Origin of the sequence: Sphingobium sp. YR768, assembly GCF_900111125.1 — a bacterium.
Taxonomy (GTDB): Bacteria; Pseudomonadota; Alphaproteobacteria; order Sphingomonadales; family Sphingomonadaceae; genus Sphingobium.
Genome location: NZ_FOGE01000013.1, coordinates 48071 through 65262, shown reverse-complemented (window position 1 = coordinate 65262; position 17192 = coordinate 48071). Strand labels below are relative to the sequence as shown.

Here is a 17192-nt window from a genome sequence, read left to right as displayed (position 1 = left end):
GTGCCGCGTATCAAGTTCGCGCGAAGCTTACGGACCAGGGTTGGGATCGGACGCCAAGATCTGGCCGCCGCATCAGGGGCGATCTAATCAAATTTCCGGCAGACTTTGAGCCGCGAAGCCCCAGCCCTTGAGCTGTGCGGCCCGCTTCAGCAGCGCATCACCATCATCGATCGAAAAGGGATGGGCATCCTTCAAGCCCTCAAGTTCGCTCCAGTCGATTGGCACGGCAACCGGGGCACCGGGGCGTGCGCGGGCGGAGTAGGGCAGGATTGCCGTGCTGCCGCGCTGGTTGCGCAGCCAGTCGATGAAGATGCGGTCTTTACGCTTGGCCTTGCTCATCGTGGCGGTGAAACGATCTGGCTCCGCTGCGCTCAGCGCCTGGGCGAAGCGGGAGGCGAAATCCTTATGCGTGTCCCAGTCATGGCCTGGCGTCAGCGGGGCGACGACATGCACCCCCTTGCCGCCCGAAAGCATGGCGAAGGAGACGAGGCCTATATCGGTCAGATGATTGCGTATGTCAGCAGCCGCCTGCTTCACGATGTCGAAATCGAGCCCTTCATCGGGATCGAGATCGAAGATCATCCGGTCGGGTTTCTCGACGCCGTCCGCCCGGCTTGCCCAGCCATGAAACTCGATCGTCCCCATCTGGACGCAAGCGAGAAGGCCGTCGGCATCCCCGACATAGATATAATCCTCCGACCCGCCATCCTTCTCGCGGATCGGCACCTGCCGCACGGCATCGCCCAGGGCGCCGCTGTCATGCTTCTGGAAGAAGCATTTCTTGGCGCGCCCTTGCGGGCAGCGCACCAGACTGATCGGCCTATTTGCCGCGAAGGGCAACATCAGTGGCGCGATGCGGGCATAATAGTCTGCCAGTGCGCCCTTGGTCTGTCCGCTGTCGGGAAAGATGACCCGCTCGCGGCTGCTGATCTTGACGTTGCTCTTCGCGAGAGGAGCGGGCGTCGGATTCTCAGGTCTCACCGCCTTGGCGGGCTTATCGGCGCGCAAACCCAGAAAACTGCCATGGCGAACGCGCCCGTCGCCAGTGAATTCCGCAAAGGCGACTTCCGCGACAAGCTTCGGCTTGATCCAGCTCGCGCCGCGCGCTTCGACGCGGGGCACCTCGACTGCCGTCTCGTCGGTGGTGAGCGGATCCATCGCCCTGACGAGGTCGTCCATCGTCGCGCTGTCGAAGCCGGTACCGACCTTTCCCTTGTACACCAGTGTCTTGCCTTCATGCTGGGCGAGCAGAAGGGACGCGAATGGTCGCCCCTTCGCCTTGCTCTTCGACCAGCCGATGATCACGAACTCCTGTCGCCGTGTGCATTTGACCTTCACCCAATTGCTGGTTCGCGCACTGCGATAGGGGGCTTCGGCCCGTTTGGAGATGATGCCTTCCTGCCCCGCATCGCATAGCGACCGGTGCAGCCTCTCCCCCAGGCCCAGAACATGATCGGAGACATGGATGGGGGATTCGGCGTCAGCCAATAGCGCTTCCAGCCGCTCCTTGCGCTCGATCGTCGTCAGGTTCTTCAGATCCTGGCCGTCGAGCGACAGGAGGTCGAAGGCGAACAGATGTAGTGGATGATCGGCATCCTCCTGGCCATGCCCACGCTTCAGTGCATTCTGTAGCGTCGAGAAATCCGGATTGCCGTTGCCGTCCAGTGCGACCACTTCGCCGTCGATCAGGCAAGATGGCAAGTCGAGTGCGGAGATGGATGCAACCAGCGACGCGAACTTACCGGTCCAGTCTAGGCCGTTTCGGGTGTAGAGCCGCACCTTCTCCCCACTCACCGCGATCAGCGCGCGATAGCCGTCATATTTGATCTCGTGCAGCCAGTCGTTGCCGGTCGGCACGGCATCGACCAGCGTCGCAAGCTGCGGCTTCACGAAGCTGGGCAGGGCGGCGGTGCGCGTCTTTCGCTTTGGCGCAACCTTTGCGTTATGCTTCTGCGCCGCCTGCATCTTCGCGGCGAAGGCTTTGCCCTTAGCACCCGCAAGCGATTGCTCGCCGCCCCTGTCTGCTTCGATCTGTGCCATGGAGCGCTCGGTCAGCACGCTCGTCAGCTCGCGCTCTACCAGTGCATCGCCTGATCCCGCCTCCTGATCGTCGATCTTGCGCAGCAGCCAGTTTTCGCGCTTCTCCTTGGGGCGTCCCTTCATCCGCACCAGCAGCCACTCGCCCTTCATTCGTCGCCCGTGGAGAATGAAATGCAGATGGCCGTCTTTGATGTCGTCGGCGCTCTTGCCCAGGATTGGCTCCCAGGTCCCGTGATCCCACAGCATCACGGTGCCGCCGCCATATTCGCCCTTGGGGATGGAGCCTTCGAATGTCCCATAGTCGAGCGGATGATCTTCGGTCCGCACCGCCAGCCGCTTGTCGGCGGGGTCGATGCTGGGGCCCCTGGTCACGGCCCAGCTTTTGAGCACCCCGTCCATCTCCAGTCGGAAGTCCCAGTGCAGCCGGGTCGCGGCATGTTTCTGTACGACGAAGCTGTTGCCGCCGGTCTTGGCGACTTTGCCCTTCGGCTCCCGGGTCCGGGCGAAGTCGCGCCTGGCGTTATAGGTGGAGAGGGCGTCCTTTGTTGCCATCATGCGCTCTTGCGCTTGGGCGCGGCCTTCTTTGCCGTGGCTTTTGATTTGGCCGGCGTTTTCTTCGCTGGCGCGCTCTTTGCCCCGCCGGCGGACTTTTTGAGCGCTGCCATCAGGTCGATGACATTGCCACCCTTGCGTCCTGTCGGTTCGTCATCGACATCCTCGATGATCCGCTTGCCTTTCGCCTTTTTCTTTTTCTCGATCAAACGGTGGAGCGCATCGACATAGCGATCGTGAAACTCGTCTGGCTTGAATGGCGCGGTCTTCTTGTCGATGATGCTCACGGCGAGATCGAGCATATCTTCATCCGCCGTATCGGCCGGCAGTCCCTTGAAATAGCTCTGCGCCTTGTTCACCTCATCGGCATAGCGCAGCACTTCGAGCACCAGACCTCTTCCGCAGGGCTTCAAGGACACAAGCTGTTCGCGGCCGCGAACCGAGAGCTGGCCAAGCCCCACCTTCTTCGTCTGGCGCAGCGCGTCGCGCAGCACGCCATAGGCTTCCTCGGCCAGGTCGTCGGCGGGCACCACGAAATAGGGTTTCTCATAATAGAGTACGTCGATAGCGTCAGCCTCCACGAACTGGACAAGATCGAGCGTCTTGCGGCTCTCGATCTTGACCGCCTCGATCTCCTCCTGCTCCAGCAGGACATAATTGCCCTTGGACAGCTCGAAGCCTTTGAGAATCTCGTCGCGATCGACTGGGCCGACCCCGCTCACCACCTTCTCATACTGGATGGGCTTGCCGGTCGGTTCGTGGATCTGACGGAAAGACACGGCCGCACCGGACTTGGTTGCGGGATGGATTTCGACCGGGATCGACACCAGCGCAAGCTTGATCTGACCCTGCCAATATGCACGCGTTGCCATAGCGAGGAACCTCCTCGACAAGAGCGAGCGGATGCAGGCTTGGTTCCAAAAGTTCGAATAGAAGACTATCCGCTATTGAATTGACGTGGATTACAGCAGAGCGGCCGATTTGGGCCGATAGAGCGCGAGAAGTGCTTGGAGGAAAAGTCATCCTGTAATCCGGCAGAGTGGAGAGTCCGCTTGATTCATGTTGATTTAACGCGGATGAAACATGACTGTGAGCGAACCAGGCCCGAAGAAGGAAAAGACCATGTCGCAAGCCAACGAAGCAGATCTCACGACACTCACCGTTCAGTTGCTCAGCGCTTATGTATCCAACAATAGCGTTGCGAGTGAAGATCTGGCCGCATTGATCATCGCGACGCGTACTGCGTTGCAAGGGGATACGGTTCCTGAAATTACGGCCGAACCTGAGTTAACGCCTGCTGTATCGGTCCGTAAAAGTCTTGCGTCCTCTGAACACATCCTAAGCCTGATTGACGGCAAGCCATACAAGACGCTCAAGCGTCATCTCTCGACCCACGGTTTGACGCCGGCACAGTATCGTGAACGCTACAAGCTCCCGATCGATTATCCGATGGTGGCGCCGGCCTTTACTGAACAGCGACGTGCTATCGCGGCGAAGATCGGGCTTGGCCGTCGGCAAGCTGTTCAGCCGCTGGCAGCATCTGAATCCGAACTCCTGGTCACAACGCCTCCTGCCAAAAAGGTCGCCACCCAGAAGAAGTCGGTTGCCACGAAGGCCAAGGTCGATCGGGCAAAGCCTGCCAAGGCCGTGCCTGAACCAGGCAAGAGTGTGGAAGCTCCAGCCGCCGCACCCACGGCCGTCGAGGATGAACCTGCGATCAAGCCGACCCGATCCGCAGCAAAAGTGCCTGCGACTGCGAAAGTGAAGGCTGCAAAGCCGGCGCGCAAACCCGCAGCAGCCGCCGCCGCCAAGCAGGTGGTCGAAGCCGCGACACCTTCTGTTCCGGCCGATGCTCCCGCTCCGCAAAAGCCGAAGGCCGCGCGTAAGACTGCCATCAAAGCTGAGCCCGCAACAAAGGCGAAAACAGCCAGAAGCGGAAAGGGCGGACGTCCTGTAAAAGACATCAAGCCGGTTGAGAAGAAGGTTGAAACCGAACCGGCAGCTGCAGGCTGACATTGGTCAGGCGGGCGTAGTCCCAATCAGCATTGGCCGACTTTTGCGATGGCATCGCTTTTAGGAACTCGGCTCGCTCAAATTGTGCAATGCCGATGAGCGACACTGATTTCGCCGATACAATGGCGTGCAGTGTCGCTCATGCAAGAACAAGGCCCTTGCGGTTCGCGATCCAGAAGGGTTTCGAGCCTGAGGAGATGACGCTTTCTGTCTTATGATCGCTAAACCTGCACAAAATCAGAATGGGTATGTCCACGCAGTTGCATGTCAACTTTGCTCAACCGCGCGCTGCAGCCATAGATATGTACTTGATCGACCTGCGTTGGCGGCGCTGAGTCCGAGCTTCTAGAGCAACATCGGATTTTCAGGTTGGGGCGAGCGCGCTTTTACCCACGGATCCGTCGTTCGATCGATGGCGATCATCGCGTCAGGGAAGGAGCGCTCCTGAAAGCCTATGATCTCGTCGAAATCGCCATGGAGCCAGCGATCATATTCGTCGGCGAGAAGCAGCACCGGCATTCGGTCATGGCCTCATTGCAGTCGGTCATCACCCCTGAATAGGCCGGTCCCCATTCGGCGCTGTCGCGCCAGAGCGCTGCCCATCCAAAGATTGGTCGATCATTGAGCGAGAACCAGGTCCGGGTCTTGCTTCCCTTCGCGCCTTCGGCTTCGGCGAACCCTGTCAGCGGAATGATGCAGCGCCACTGCGGCTTTCGCGCAAAGCCCACCCACATGGACTTTTTGAGGTCTGCGATATTGTTGACCGGCTTGGGCTTGGATTCAGGTTTCATGCCCTTCAGGCGCAGGGGCCAGCCCCAGACCATGGATTGAAGCTGCCGTTCGCCGTCCTGTTCGCGGACCACCATGCCGGGGTAGCCCGGATAGACATCCTCGGGGACATTGAACTGCGTGACGGGGGCCGACACACCAAAGTGCGCGGCCACTTCTGCTGCCGACTTGCGGACCGTGTACAGATTGCACATGCCGCGAGGCTAGCATCAAACGGCGCCGGCGCAATGGGAAGGGGGCTTGGCATTTGAGTGGGGCTATCGAGCGGGCCGCATGGTCCTGAAGGTGATCGACCAGCGCGGTGCTTCCATCTCGGCAATACTATGCTCCCAATCATTTCGGGCCTCGCCAGCCATTTTATAGATCGACCGTGGTTCGAGCGGCGCCGTTCGCCGTTCGAAGCCGGTCGCCTGGCGCCTGCGAAACCGCATGGGCGCGGATGACCCGAGCGAAACACCGATGACGTCCTCGAAAACCGGTCGATCCTTGTGCCAGCCGATCCCGGCGCCCGCGTCGTAACGGATCAGCAGCGCCTGAACGAGAGCGTCTGGTTCAAGGCCGGCGAAGCCTGCAGCGCGGTCTCGGGTCGGGAGCAGCCAATCGGGCAGGGGATCGGTCGGTCCGAAATGCCCCGTCTCGAAATCATAGCTCCAGCCAAAGCTATGCGTGAGCCGCTTGCCGGTCCACTGCTGATAACGGAAAGGGGCCAGAGGCTCAGTGTCGATCCGGGCGATCAGCGCGGCCTCTTCCGCTTGCGTGAGGAAATCTCGGGCATAGTCGAGCCCCGGAAGCAGCGGCTCAGCAAACATGTCCATCTGAAATGCAGCGCTGCCCATATCAGATGAGCGCCAGCTGGGAGCTGGCCGATGGCGGCCCCTTGCCGCTGCGCCAGAGATCCTCGGTCTGCTCGACCCTGAAGCGCTCGGCCGCAAAGGGCGGTCGAAACTGGAAACCAATCACATCCCGGATCGACCCATGCAGCCATGGCTCATATTCGTGAGGGTCGAGCAGCACCGGCATCCGGTCGTTGGTCGGCTGGATCGCCTCATTCGCATCCATGGTCATGCCGGCATAGAGCGGCCCCTGATCGGGTATGTTTCGGCAGAAGCCGGCCCAGACCATGATCGGTTCGCGCTTCAGGGAGAACCAGGTTCGGACACGCTCGCCAGGCACGCCGTCAGGGTTCGCGAAATGGGTCATGACAATCAGGCACCGATAGCGCGGATCGGCAGCCATCTGGTCCCACTTCGGATTGGTGAGATCGGCTACGAGCCCGATCCGGCCAGGCTCCTCACCGCGTTCGCGCATATCACGGGTCAGCCTCTGAAAGCCCCAGGTGACCGCCCGCATCAGCCGCCTGCCGTGGTTCTCGAAGATAACGAGGCCAAGCGCGCCCTCCGTAGTTTCAGAAGGCAACTCGATCGGTGCGGGCATCTCCGCTTTGAAATGATCGGCGACCTGGGAAAGGCCTGCGGCCATGCAATGAAGCCGGGACATGGGCTGCTCGCTGCTTACCAGGGGATCTCGTCGTCGTTGACGAGTGCCGGATCGTGGCTCGGATGATAATGGGGGCCGGCCGAGTCGGAGGGGGGGCTTGGTGGAGCCGACGGCGTTTCGAGCGCCTGTTCCTGCTTGCCTTCGTGGCGTAGGCTCAATTTCTTTCGTGGCGCATTCGCCATGATATTCCTCACTTGTTTCGCAGCCGTCGGGAGTGTCGACCGCCATGCGCCGACTCCGCCCGTTGACTCTTTCTTCCAATAGAACAAAATAAGAACGAATCCAACCGCCGATCCAAGGAGGCCCTTCGATGACGGACAGAGGGGCGCGCCCCCATGTTGCTGCTTTGCGCGCCCGGATTGCCGAGATCGAAGGCGCTGAGCGCAAAGCCAGGCAAGTGTTGCCATTTGGGATCGACGCCATCGACTCGAAGCTGCCAGGCGGCGGCCTCACACTTGGAGCATTGCATGAGATTGCCGGCGGCGCGCAAGGCGTGACCGATGGCGCTGCACCCGCGCTGTTTGCCGCCGGCATCCTGGCACGGGTAAGCGGCTCGATCCTCTGGTGCATGACGCAGGCGGATCTGTTCGCGCCTGCGATTGCCCAGGCTGGGCTTGATCCTGACCGGATCATCTATGTCGAAGCGCGCGATGAAACCGCCATTTTGAGCTGTTTCGAAGAGGGGCTGCGTCATGGTGGCCTTGGTGGTGTCGTCGCTGAGGTCGCGCGATTATCGATGACCGCCTCGCGACGCCTTCAACTGGCCGCTGAGGACAGCGGCACGATCGGGTTCGCGATCCGGCGGTGGCGGCGCCTGGCTGAAGCCGCTGATTTCGGTCAGCCGACCGCGTCCTCGACGCGGTGGCGAGTGACGGCTGTTCCATCCGATCCGCTTCCGGTGCCGGGGGTTGGCCGACACCGCTGGTTCGTTGAGCTCATCCGGTGCCGGGCAGGCGAGAGCGCCGATTTTCTTGTGGAAGCCTGCGATGCGACTGGTTGTCTCGCTCTTCCTGCCGACCTGGCCGACCGATCGGCTGCGTCGCAGGCTTGGGCAGAGCGCGCCGCCTCCTGACGCGCCACTGATCCTGGCTGGGATGGATGGGCAACGCCGCGTCGTGACCGCGGCGAATGCCGCTGCTCGCTTGATCGGCCTGCATGCAGGAATGGCCATCACCAAGGCGCAAGCGCTGGTGCCCGATCTTCAGATCATGGATGCCGAGCCCGAGGCTGATCTTGAAGGGCTTGAGCGGCTGGCGGTCTGGTCGCTCCGGCGATACGCGCCGATCATCGCGGTTGATCTACCCGACGGGCTGATGCTGGACATCACCGGCGCCACCCACAGGCACGGCGGCGCCGATGGGTTGCTCAAGGACATGCTGACGCGCTTGGGGCAGGTGGAGACGGCTGGCCGCGCGGTCTGTGCGCCTACCTTCGGCGCAGCGCATGCTTTGGCACGTTATGGCGCCGATCCGGTGCGCGTTGTCGATCCGCTTGACCTGAACGTAGCCATTGGCGGCCTGCCTATCGCAGCCCTGCGGCTCGATGTCGGCATCGTTTCGGCTCTGGGCAAGCTGGGCATGGAGACGATCGCAGACCTTGAAGCGATGCCGCGCGCTTCCCTTGCCCTTCGTTTCGGCTCGATGCCAGGCCTGCGGCTTGACCAGGCATATGGCCGGGTTGCTGAGCCCTTCGAACCGGTCGCAGCGCCAGACCGCATCGAAATCGAGCGCTGTTTTGCCGAGCCGATCGGCGCGCCCGAAACCTTGGCTCGCTACACGCATAAGCTGGTGGCGCAGCTATGCCAGCAACTGGAGGAAGCTGGCGTGGGCGCGAGGCGGCTCGATCTGCGCTTCCACCGAGTCGACAATCGGATCGAAGCCATTCGTGCGGGCCTTGCAAAGCCTAGCCGCGATAGGAAACAGATGGGGCGTCTCCTTTGCGATCGGCTGGAAACTATCGATCCGGGCTTTGGGGTTGAGCGAATTTTGCTGGCTGCGCCTTCGGTTGAGCCACTTGGCTATCGCACCATCTCCAATCTTGGCGAGGTGCCTTTGCCGGACGTCGCCGCGCTGGTAGACATATTGGGCAACAGGGTAGGGGAGGACCGCCTGTTTCGCCTCGCGGCTCGCGAGAGCGATATTCCCGAACGGTCGGTCACCCGTATTGCGCCTATGGCGGACCGGACGCTTCTGCGCTGGCCCAAGCGATGGCCCAGACCCTCGCGCTTGTTTGCACGCCCAGAGCCGATTGATACGATGGCCCTGCTTCCCGATCATCCGCCTGTCCATTTCATCTGGCGTGGTTCGCGGCGCCGCGTGAAGCGTGCTGACGGGCCGGAACGCATCTATGGCGAGTGGCATGTGAGCGACGCGGAATGGCTCAGCGTCAGGGACTATTTCCTCGTCGAAGACGAGACCGGAGCGCGCTACTGGGTTTTTCGGCAGGGCGACGGCATGGACAGCGCGACCGGTGGACAGGGCTGGTTCCTGCATGGCCTCTTTGGCTGAATTTTTTGAAGCGAAATAGTTACGTAGTTCGGTTCAGAATGGCCAACCTGTACAATATCCGCATCGCAGACGTGGTAAGTTTTCCATGCGACCCGAAGGCTCTTGGCTTTGAGCCAGAGAGGCTTCTACCTGGCCCGGCTATCCTGAAGGACGGCCGGGCATTTTGTAAATTAGCAGTTCGAATTGCGATCGATCGCCCGGCCGGCAAGAGCGCCGGTGCCTGCGCCGATAATTGTGCCGGGCGCACGGTCACCGCGTGTGTCGATCGCGCGGCCAAGAAGGGCCCCCGCAACACCACCCAGAAGGAGACCGGTGGTGCCGCCAGACTTGCGGCAGCTATAGCCGCGATCATTGCGATAGCCACGGTCGTCGCGATAGTCGCGGCGATCCGAATAGCGGACCCGCTAGTAGCGGTCATACCGGTTCCAGCCGCCATCGCGGGCAAAAGAGGTTGCAGGCATCCCCGCCGAAAGGGTCGCGGCTGCCATGGTCATGGCAAGAACGGATTTGCGAATGGACATATCTTGTCTCCTCACAGCGTGTCGTTGGATGACCTTATACCCGGGAAGAAGTGGCGTGATCCTGAACCTCTGTGTTATTAGCGGTTAAGCCGATCGAGCTCGCCAACCGCTGTCCCTTCGACTCTCGATGGGGTGGGTTTTTCATTGATGCAGGGGCGGCTTGGCGTGCTACGCACCCATCCAATCCGTTTAATGGCGATACTGTCGAATCTAGAACCGGACATCCAGATTTCAACTGGATCTGGGCTTTGAAGAAAGTCGACTTTGCGTCCGCGATCGGGATATAGCGATCATACGGGAAGAGGTGTATCTTGTGATCAGTTTGGCCACAATGATCGAGGAAGCCACGCTCTACGCCGATTTGAAACAAGGGCGGCGGTGATGAAGCGCATTCCCTCAACGCCATCCTCGATTCCCGGCAATGCAGGCGTGGAAGAGGGGGCTGCCGCATCCAACGCCAGAATTTGTTCTGCGGCATCGCTGTAAAGTTGGGCGAAGGCTTCAAGATAGCCTTCTGGATGATGGCCGGGGAGGCGCGTGGTGTAGCCGCCAATCCCCATCAGATCATTGCCGCGCTCCAGCATGCGGCTCGGTTCGCCGATGGGGGTGTAGCGCAACTGATTGGGGAATTCCTGATCCCATTCCACGCCGCCCGCGCTGCCGAACAGGCTGAGGCGGAGTTGGTTGCCCTTGCCGGGGGCGACCTGCGTGGCCCAGAGCATGCCCCTGACGCCGTCGGGATAGCGCAGCAGCATATGGATATTGTCATCCAGCCGGCGTCCTTCTCCGAAGGCGGAGAGGTCGGCACATAGTGCTTCGACCTGCAAGCCGGTAACGAAGCTGGCGAGATGATAGGCATGGGTGCCGATGTCGCCCAGCGCGCCTCCGCCGCCTGAGCGGGCCGGATCGGTCCGCCATGCGGCCTGCTTGTTATCCTGCTGCTCCAGAGGGGTGGCGAGCCAGTCCTGCGCATAGTGTGCCTGAATGATCCGCAGCTTGCCCAGCAGGCCGGACTGCACCATCGCCCGCATCTGACGCACCATCGGGTAGCCCGCATAGGTATGGGTCAGGATGAAGGCGCGGCCGGACGCCTGCGCCGCGCGTGCCATCGCCTGTGCTTCGTCCAGGCTGGACGCCATGGGCTTGTCGCAGATGACGTGGAAGCCGGCCTCCAGCGCGGCGATGGCGGGCGCTGCATGCAGATGGTTGGGCGTGACGATGACGATCGCGTCGATCCGGTCCTGATCGCGGGCCGCTTCCGCCGCGATCAGGCTTTGCCAGTCGGCATAGCTGCGGTCCGGGGCGATGCGACAGTCCGCCGCCCCCTGCGCGGCCCGTTGAGGATCAGAGGACAGCGCGCCGGCCACCAGTTCCCATCGATCGTCCAGCCGGGCGGCGATGCGGTGGATCGGCCCGATCATGGCACCGGGTCCGCCGCCGATCATGGCGTAGCGCAATCGTCTTGCAGTCATAGTTCCTGTTCCTCTGGTTCGATCAGTCGAGGCCGAGCAGGCGGCGATTGGCGCCCTGATCCATCGCGCTCGCGGCGAAATCGTCGAAGGCGCGTTCGGTCACGCGGATGATATGATCGCGGATGAAGAGGGCGCCTTCGCGCGCGCCATCCTCGGCATGTTTGATCGCGCATTCCCATTCGAGCACGGCCCAGCCGGGGAAATCATATTGCGCCATTTTCGAGAAGATGGCGCTGAAATCGACCTGTCCGTCGCCCAGCGAGCGGAAGCGTCCGGCGCGATCGGCCCAGCCTTCATAGCCGCCATAGACACCGCTGCGCCCGGTCGGGTTGAATTCGGCATCCTTGACGTGGAAGCAGGCGATCCGGTCATGATAGCGGTCGATAAAGTCGAGATAGTCGAGCTGTTGCAGCACATAATGCGACGGATCGAACAGGATTTTCGCGCGCGGATGATGGTCGACGGCAGTCAGGAAACGTTCCCATGTCGCGCCATCATGAATGTCCTCGCCCGGATGGATTTCATAGGCGCAATCGACCCCGGCCTCATCGAAGGCATCGAGGATCGGGCGCCAGCGCCGGGCCAGTTCGGCAAAGGCTTCCTCGATCAGACCTGCCGGCCGTTGCGGCCAGGGATAGACATAGGGCCATGCCAGCGCGCCGGAGAATGTGGCATGGGCCGACAGGCCCAGATTGGCGCTGGCCTTTGCCGCCAGTTTCACCTGATCGACGGCCCAGGCCTGACGCGCCTGCGGATTGCCGCGCAGGGCGGGCGGGGCAAAGCCGTCGAACAACGTGTCGTATGCCGGGTGGACGGCGACAAGTTGCCCTTGCAAATGAGTCGACAATTCGGTCGGCTCGATACCGAAACCGGCCAGCATGGCGCGCAGGTCGTCGCAATAGGCCTGACTGTCAGCGGCGGTGGCCAGATCGATCAGGCGGGGATCGCAGGGAATCTGGATGCCCTTATAGCCAAGTCCGGCCGCCCAGCGAGCCAGATTTTCCAGCGTGTCGAAAGGCGCCTCGTCACCCAGAAACTGGGCCAGGAAAATGGCTGGTCCCTTGATCGTTTTCATGGCTTTGTCTCTGTCTGGCTGTCGTCGCGAAACGCGATCTGGAAAAGGAGGGCTATGACTGCCGCCGCAATGGCGGGATACCACCACATATGATGCCAATCGGCGATGTCGGGCGTGGTAGGCATCTGCGCATAGAGCCATGCGCCGATCTGCGAACCGAGCAGCATCCCAAGGCCATAGGTGAAGAGGGTCAGCATGCCCTGCGCCTGCGCATTCACGCCCCTGGGCGTCGCGATCTTGCCGGTATAGATGGCGCCGGCGACGAAGAAGAAATCATAACAGACGCCGTGCAGGGCGACGCCCAGATAGATCGCCCATGCCGACCCCTGACCATCGGCAATGGCGAACAGCGCATAGCGCAGCGCCCAGGCGATCATCCCGGTCAGCAACAATGGCTTCACGCCGAACCGGCGATAGAGCCAGGGCATGGAGAACATGAAGACCAGTTCGGACATCTGCCCGATGGCGAGCGTGCCGCTGACATTGCTGACGCCGACCGCGCCCAGATAGGGTGAGGCATAGGCATAATACATGGCGAGCGGTATCGAGATCAGCGTCGCGCACAGGATGAACAGCTGGAACGAGCGCTGTTTGAGCAAGCTGAAAGCCTCGACGCACAATATCTGGCGGATCAGGCTTTCGTCGCGTGGCGCATCGGCCGCGACGGCGGGCAATGTCAGACTGTAGATGCCCAGCGCCAGCGACACGACCGCCGCGACCTGGAAGATGTGCGGGCTGGCGGACAGGCCCGCCCATCCGATGATCAGTCCGGCGACGATCCAGCCGAGCGTGCCAAAGGCGCGCACGAAGGGAAAGCGATCGCCGCGGTCGCCGAAGCTCTTGAGTGCGATCGTGTTCGCCAGCCCGACCGAGGGCATGTAGATGATCATATAGGCCAGCAGCAGCCAGACGAAGCGGTCGCCCGTCTGCGGCGTCAGCAGTGCGGGCAGCAGGAACAGCAGCAGGCCGCCGGCCAGATGCAGCACGGCCATCAGCGTGCGGGGGGACAGATAACGGGTTGCCGCCATGCCGATCAGGAAGGAGCCCACGATTGAGGCGATCGGGCCGACGGAAAAGGCATTGCCGATCATGTTGCCCATGCCGACCGTCTGCATGACCAGACCCAGCGTCACATTCCATGCCCCCCAGATGAAGAATTGCATGAACATCATCGCGCTCAATCGGGGCGTCAGAACCGCCCCCTGCGGTGCTGTAGCACCGGCATGTGAACTGGGGTCAAAATGGGCCATGGCTATCCTCTGTCGCGACGGTTCATCCGCTTGTCGCTTAGCATCGCCATCCTGATTCGACGATAGGATAGATTTGCTATGTATCGGCAAATGCCCGATATTTCTCATTAATTCTGAGTCTATCGGATTAATTTGTTATACAAAACAGACATTTGTCGCAATTTTTAAATGTTATATATCTATGACAAAAAAGCCTTGACTGGTTCCCGCTCCCCTATACGATGAATGGCGACAACAGCGTCCTTTCAAGGGCGTGGACAGGACGGCAATGCGCCTTGCCGGACCGTCACTAAAATGTGGCGCGTAAAGGGAATTGGGGAGCATATGAAAAAGGGTTCGTTTGCGCGGCTGCCGCGCCTGTCTCTGGCTTTTGCGATGGTTGTCGGCTCGACCGCAGCCTATGCGCAGGAAAGCGCCCAAGAAAATAATAGTGGCGGTCTGGGCGATATCGTCGTCACCGCCAGCAAGCGCGAAACGTCCGCGCAGTCTACCCCCATCGCCCTGAGCGCCTTCGACCAGGCGACGCTGGCTGCAAATGGTGCCACCGACTTGCGTTCGCTCCAGAATGTCGCCCCGACGCTTCAGATCGGCATGTCGGGTACCAATACGCTGCTGACCATTCGCGGCATTTCCAGCCGAGACTTCACCGAAATCGGCGATCCGGCCGTCGCCGTCAGCGTCGACAATTTCTACATCCAGCGCGCCGCGGCTCTGAACGCCAGCGTGTTCGACGTCGAGCGTGTTGAAGTGCTGCGCGGGCCGCAGGGCACGCTTTATGGCCGCAACGCCACTGCCGGTGCGATCAACATCAATTCGGTGAAGCCGGAACTGGGCAAGGTTTCGGGTTTCGGGTCGCTGGAATATGGCAATTACAACACGCTGCGCGCCGAAGGGGCGATCAACCTGCCCATCGGTGACAAGATCGCGGTGCGTGCGTCTTTCCTCAGCTCCAGCCATGATGGCTATTCCAACAACAGCGGCGTCCCGCGCGATGGCGATGATGACGATACGCAGGCCGCGCGTCTGCATGTGCTGTACAAGCCTGTCGACCGCCTGAGCATCCTGCTGACCGGTGAATATACCAAGGTCGGCGGCGTTGGTCCGGTCGCCTATGGCCAGCCCTACAGCTATACCAGCGCCGGCACCGTCAACCATGGTGAAGTCGATCTGAATACTCGCCGCAACTGGGCGCTCAATACGCCGGGCAGTGTGGACATCGAGGCCAAATCCATTCGTGGCCAGATCAGCTATGATCTCGATTTCGCGACGATCAGCTATTTCGGCGGCTATCGCAAATTCATCTTCCACCGCGTCAACGACACAGATGGGACGGCGATCAACAGCAATGCCGGTTATCTGACCTTCCCGCAGAATGAGAATGAAGATACGCAGAACCACGAGCTGCGCATCACGTCGAGCGATGACGGTGCTTTCACCTGGCAGGGCGGCTTCTATTATTTCAAGGAACAGAACGACCTTCTGTCCTTCTTCGGATCGTCCAACACGGTGCCCGCCACCTATTCGCGGACCTTCTCCTATGACGTCGGCGCGGAATCGAAGGCGGCCTTCGCTCAGGTCGGCTACAAGCTGACCGACCAGTTGCAGTTCGAAGGCGGCATCCGGTACAGCGACGATACCAAATATCGTGTCGGCTATAACATCGTGAACGGTGTTCGCACCAATCAGGACAGCCAGACCAAGATCGACAAGGTGACGTGGCATGTCGGCGTCAATGCGCAGATCACCCCGCGCAACCTTCTCTACGCAAAGATCGACACCGGTTATAAGTCGGGCGGCTTCACCGACCTGAACGAATATGGGCCGGAAAGCGTGACCGCCTATGAAATCGGGTCGAAGAACCGCTTCCTCAACAATCAGTTGCAGTTCAACCTGACCGGTTTCTATTATGACTATAAGGATTTGCAGGTTAGCCAGTATCGGGAAGATGCCCGCACGGTCATCCTGAATGCCGGCAAGGCGGAAATCTATGGTCTGGAAATGGAAAGCATCTTCGAGCCAACCAGCAACGACCGCATCGATTTCAGCGCCAACTGGCTGCATGCCCGCTATACCGACTTTGCGGTGGCGAGCGGCGGGGTCAACGTGTCCTATCAGGGCAACAAGATGATCCAGTCGCCCGACTGGTCGCTGGCAGGCGGTTATCAGCATGTCTTCGATCTAGGCAATGCGGAGCTGACTGCGCGGGTTCAGAGCCACTATCAGACCCGCTCCTATTTCTCGTACCGCAACTATAAGAGCGAATCCGAAGGGGCCTTCACCAAGACCGACTTCACGCTCAATTATGCGCCCAATGATGCAAGCTGGTCGGTGCTGGTCTATCTGCGGAACATCGAGAATAAGCGCGTGATTACGGACGTGACCGAATATGCGTCGACCTCGGTCTATCGCTTCCAGTTCTCCGAACCGCGCACCTATGGCGCGCGCCTGACCTACAAGTTCTGACGAACGAACCGGTCGGTGGCGGTGTCACCGGCCGGACTGATAAGATGACAAGGGGTTGCGGACGTGATCGAGCGTAGAGATATTTTGAAGGCTGTGGGTCTGGGCGCGGTGGCGGCAAGCATGTCGGGCTGTGCCAATCAGTCGATCGGCGGGGCGGGGGCACCAGCCCGCGCGAAGCCGCTGGGACTACAGCTCTTCACGGTTCTCAAGATGCTGGAGAAGGATTTCGACGGCACGCTCGCTCTGGTCGCCGGGCTGGGTTACAAGGAAGTCGAGACGCTCGGTAGCTTCAGCCGTGATCCGATCGAAGTGCGCGATGCCTTTGCACGTCATGGCCTTGTCAGCCCGTCACAGCATCTGATGCCGGGCAATCTCTATAATTATTTCCAGAAGCCGCCGACGACGCCTGCCGAAAAGGCGGCTATGAGCGCCCAGTTCGACGAGGCGTTTCAACCCGAAAGTGTCGACAGCTTTATATTGGAAGCCATTCAGCGCGCCAAGCTGATGAACCAGTCCTGGATCGTCTGGCAACTGGCATGGCGCCAAAGTTACACGCTGGCCGAGGCAGAGCGGTATGCGCGTGCATTTAATCGAGCCGGTCAGTTATGCGCTGATCAGGGCCTCGGGTTCGCATATCATAATCATGACTGGGAATTTGCACCCGTCGATGGGACGCGACCGTTCGACATATTGGTCGGGCATAGCGATCCCAAGACGGTGAAGGTCGAAATCGACTTCATGTGGGCGACCAAGGCGGGGGCCGAACCGATCGCGCTGTTCCGCCAATATCCGGGCCGCTTCCGCCTGTGCCACCTCAAAGACCGTGATGCGGCCGGTAATATCGTGACGGTCGGCGAAGGCATAGAGGATTTCAAGCTGCTGATCGATGCAGGTAAGGCGGCCGGGATCGAACATTTCTATCTGGAATTTGATCGCCCGACCGACCCGGAGCGGGAGATCCGCATCGCGGCCGAATATCTCAAGCCCTTGCTGGCCAGCTGACATATTCCGTG

General features: G+C 60.7%; 13 protein-coding genes and 1 pseudogene. 5 read left to right on the top strand and 9 right to left on the bottom strand.

The features are described from left to right. Positions 1-87: 87 nt before the first annotated feature. A complete protein-coding gene (gene ligD, locus BMX92_RS15225) occupies positions 88-2595 on the bottom strand; it encodes a DNA ligase D (RefSeq protein ID WP_371262388.1) in 2508 nt (835 codons plus the stop codon). Next, a complete protein-coding gene (locus BMX92_RS15220) occupies positions 2592-3464 on the bottom strand; it encodes a non-homologous end joining protein Ku (RefSeq protein WP_093017999.1) in 873 nt (290 codons plus the stop codon). The genes ligD and BMX92_RS15220 overlap by 4 nt, the downstream gene beginning before the upstream one ends. Positions 3465-3675: 211 nt before the next feature. On the opposite strand from BMX92_RS15220, the gene BMX92_RS28310 reads away from it, so the two are divergent. Next, complete coding sequence (locus BMX92_RS28310) at positions 3676-4605, top strand: MucR family transcriptional regulator (RefSeq protein WP_305728187.1); 930 nt, start codon at positions 3676-3678, stop codon at positions 4603-4605. Positions 4606-5057: 452 nt separating this feature from the next. Here the strand turns inward: BMX92_RS28310 and BMX92_RS15210 are convergent, their stop codons facing one another. The 3 genes from BMX92_RS15210 to BMX92_RS15200 all read right to left on the bottom strand — a co-directional run bounded on the left by BMX92_RS15210 (position 5058) and on the right by BMX92_RS15200 (position 7119). Beyond that, entirely contained in the window at positions 5058-5588 is a 531-nt protein-coding gene (locus tag BMX92_RS15210; RefSeq protein ID WP_256213448.1) for an SOS response-associated peptidase family protein, read from the bottom strand. A gap of 63 nt (positions 5589-5651) precedes the next feature. Continuing rightward, on the bottom strand, positions 5652-6209 hold the full coding sequence (locus tag BMX92_RS15205) for an alpha-ketoglutarate-dependent dioxygenase AlkB (RefSeq protein ID WP_093018122.1): 558 nt from the start codon (positions 6207-6209) through the stop codon (positions 5652-5654). A 22-nt stretch (positions 6210-6231) separates the two neighbouring features. Next, complete coding sequence (locus tag BMX92_RS15200) at positions 6232-7119, bottom strand: SOS response-associated peptidase family protein (RefSeq protein ID WP_256213447.1); 888 nt, start codon at positions 7117-7119, stop codon at positions 6232-6234. A gap of 82 nt (positions 7120-7201) precedes the next feature. On the opposite strand from BMX92_RS15200, the gene BMX92_RS15195 reads away from it, so the two are divergent. Both BMX92_RS15195 and BMX92_RS15190 read left to right on the top strand, forming a co-directional pair. Beyond that, positions 7202-7963 carry an ImuA family protein gene (locus BMX92_RS15195; RefSeq protein ID WP_093017995.1) on the top strand — a complete coding sequence of 254 codons (762 nt, stop codon included), beginning with the start codon at positions 7202-7204 and terminating at the stop codon, positions 7961-7963. Continuing rightward, entirely contained in the window at positions 7878-9398 is a 1521-nt protein-coding gene (locus BMX92_RS15190; RefSeq protein ID WP_093017993.1) for a Y-family DNA polymerase, read from the top strand. The genes BMX92_RS15195 and BMX92_RS15190 overlap by 86 nt, the downstream gene beginning before the upstream one ends. Positions 9399-9568: 170 nt before the next feature. Here BMX92_RS15190 and BMX92_RS15185 read toward each other — a convergent pair. The 4 genes and pseudogenes from BMX92_RS15185 to BMX92_RS15170 form a co-directional block, all read right to left on the bottom strand. After that, positions 9569-9919, bottom strand: a pseudogene (locus BMX92_RS15185) (glycine zipper 2TM domain-containing protein). 317 nt (positions 9920-10236) lie between these two features. After that, positions 10237-11391 carry a Gfo/Idh/MocA family protein gene (locus BMX92_RS15180; protein WP_093017991.1) on the bottom strand — a complete coding sequence of 385 codons (1155 nt, stop codon included), beginning with the start codon at positions 11389-11391 and terminating at the stop codon, positions 10237-10239. Between the two features lie 22 nt (positions 11392-11413). Continuing rightward, positions 11414-12466: a sugar phosphate isomerase/epimerase family protein gene (locus tag BMX92_RS15175; protein WP_093017989.1), complete on the bottom strand. Its 1053-nt coding sequence runs from the start codon at positions 12464-12466 to the stop codon at positions 11414-11416. Continuing rightward, positions 12463-13716 carry an MFS transporter gene (locus BMX92_RS15170; RefSeq protein ID WP_093017987.1) on the bottom strand — a complete coding sequence of 418 codons (1254 nt, stop codon included), beginning with the start codon at positions 13714-13716 and terminating at the stop codon, positions 12463-12465. Before BMX92_RS15170 ends, BMX92_RS15175 begins: the two co-directional genes overlap by 4 nt. 324 nt (positions 13717-14040) lie before the next feature. Here BMX92_RS15170 and BMX92_RS15165 point away from each other — a divergent pair, with 324 nt between their 5' ends. Both BMX92_RS15165 and BMX92_RS15160 read left to right on the top strand, forming a co-directional pair. Further along, entirely contained in the window at positions 14041-16179 is a 2139-nt protein-coding gene (locus BMX92_RS15165; protein WP_093017985.1) for a TonB-dependent receptor, read from the top strand. A gap of 63 nt (positions 16180-16242) precedes the next feature. After that, positions 16243-17181 carry a sugar phosphate isomerase/epimerase family protein gene (locus BMX92_RS15160; RefSeq protein WP_143066802.1) on the top strand — a complete coding sequence of 313 codons (939 nt, stop codon included), beginning with the start codon at positions 16243-16245 and terminating at the stop codon, positions 17179-17181. The last annotated feature ends 11 nt before the right edge of the window (positions 17182-17192 follow it).

Excerpts from the sequence above, each read along its gene's own strand:
- ligD (WP_371262388.1), bottom strand. The coding sequence starts at position 2,595 with ATGATGGCAACAAAGGACGCCCTCTCCACCTATAACGCCAGGCGCGAC.
- BMX92_RS15220 (WP_093017999.1), bottom strand. The coding sequence starts at position 3,464 with ATGGCAACGCGTGCATATTGGCAGGGTCAGATCAAGCTTGCGCTGGTG.
- BMX92_RS28310 (WP_305728187.1), top strand. The coding sequence starts at position 3,676 with ATGACTGTGAGCGAACCAGGCCCGAAGAAGGAAAAGACCATGTCGCAA.
- BMX92_RS15210 (WP_256213448.1), bottom strand. The coding sequence starts at position 5,588 with ATGTGCAATCTGTACACGGTCCGCAAGTCGGCAGCAGAAGTGGCCGCG.
- BMX92_RS15205 (WP_093018122.1), bottom strand. The coding sequence starts at position 6,209 with ATGGACATGTTTGCTGAGCCGCTGCTTCCGGGGCTCGACTATGCCCGA.
- BMX92_RS15200 (WP_256213447.1), bottom strand. The coding sequence starts at position 7,119 with ATGGCGGTCGACACTCCCGACGGCTGCGAAACAAGTGAGGAATATCAT.
- BMX92_RS15195 (WP_093017995.1), top strand. The coding sequence starts at position 7,202 with ATGACGGACAGAGGGGCGCGCCCCCATGTTGCTGCTTTGCGCGCCCGG.
- BMX92_RS15190 (WP_093017993.1), top strand. The coding sequence starts at position 7,878 with ATGCGACTGGTTGTCTCGCTCTTCCTGCCGACCTGGCCGACCGATCGG.
- BMX92_RS15180 (WP_093017991.1), bottom strand. The coding sequence starts at position 11,391 with ATGACTGCAAGACGATTGCGCTACGCCATGATCGGCGGCGGACCCGGT.
- BMX92_RS15175 (WP_093017989.1), bottom strand. The coding sequence starts at position 12,466 with ATGAAAACGATCAAGGGACCAGCCATTTTCCTGGCCCAGTTTCTGGGT.
- BMX92_RS15170 (WP_093017987.1), bottom strand. The coding sequence starts at position 13,716 with ATGGCCCATTTTGACCCCAGTTCACATGCCGGTGCTACAGCACCGCAG.
- BMX92_RS15165 (WP_093017985.1), top strand. The coding sequence starts at position 14,041 with ATGAAAAAGGGTTCGTTTGCGCGGCTGCCGCGCCTGTCTCTGGCTTTT.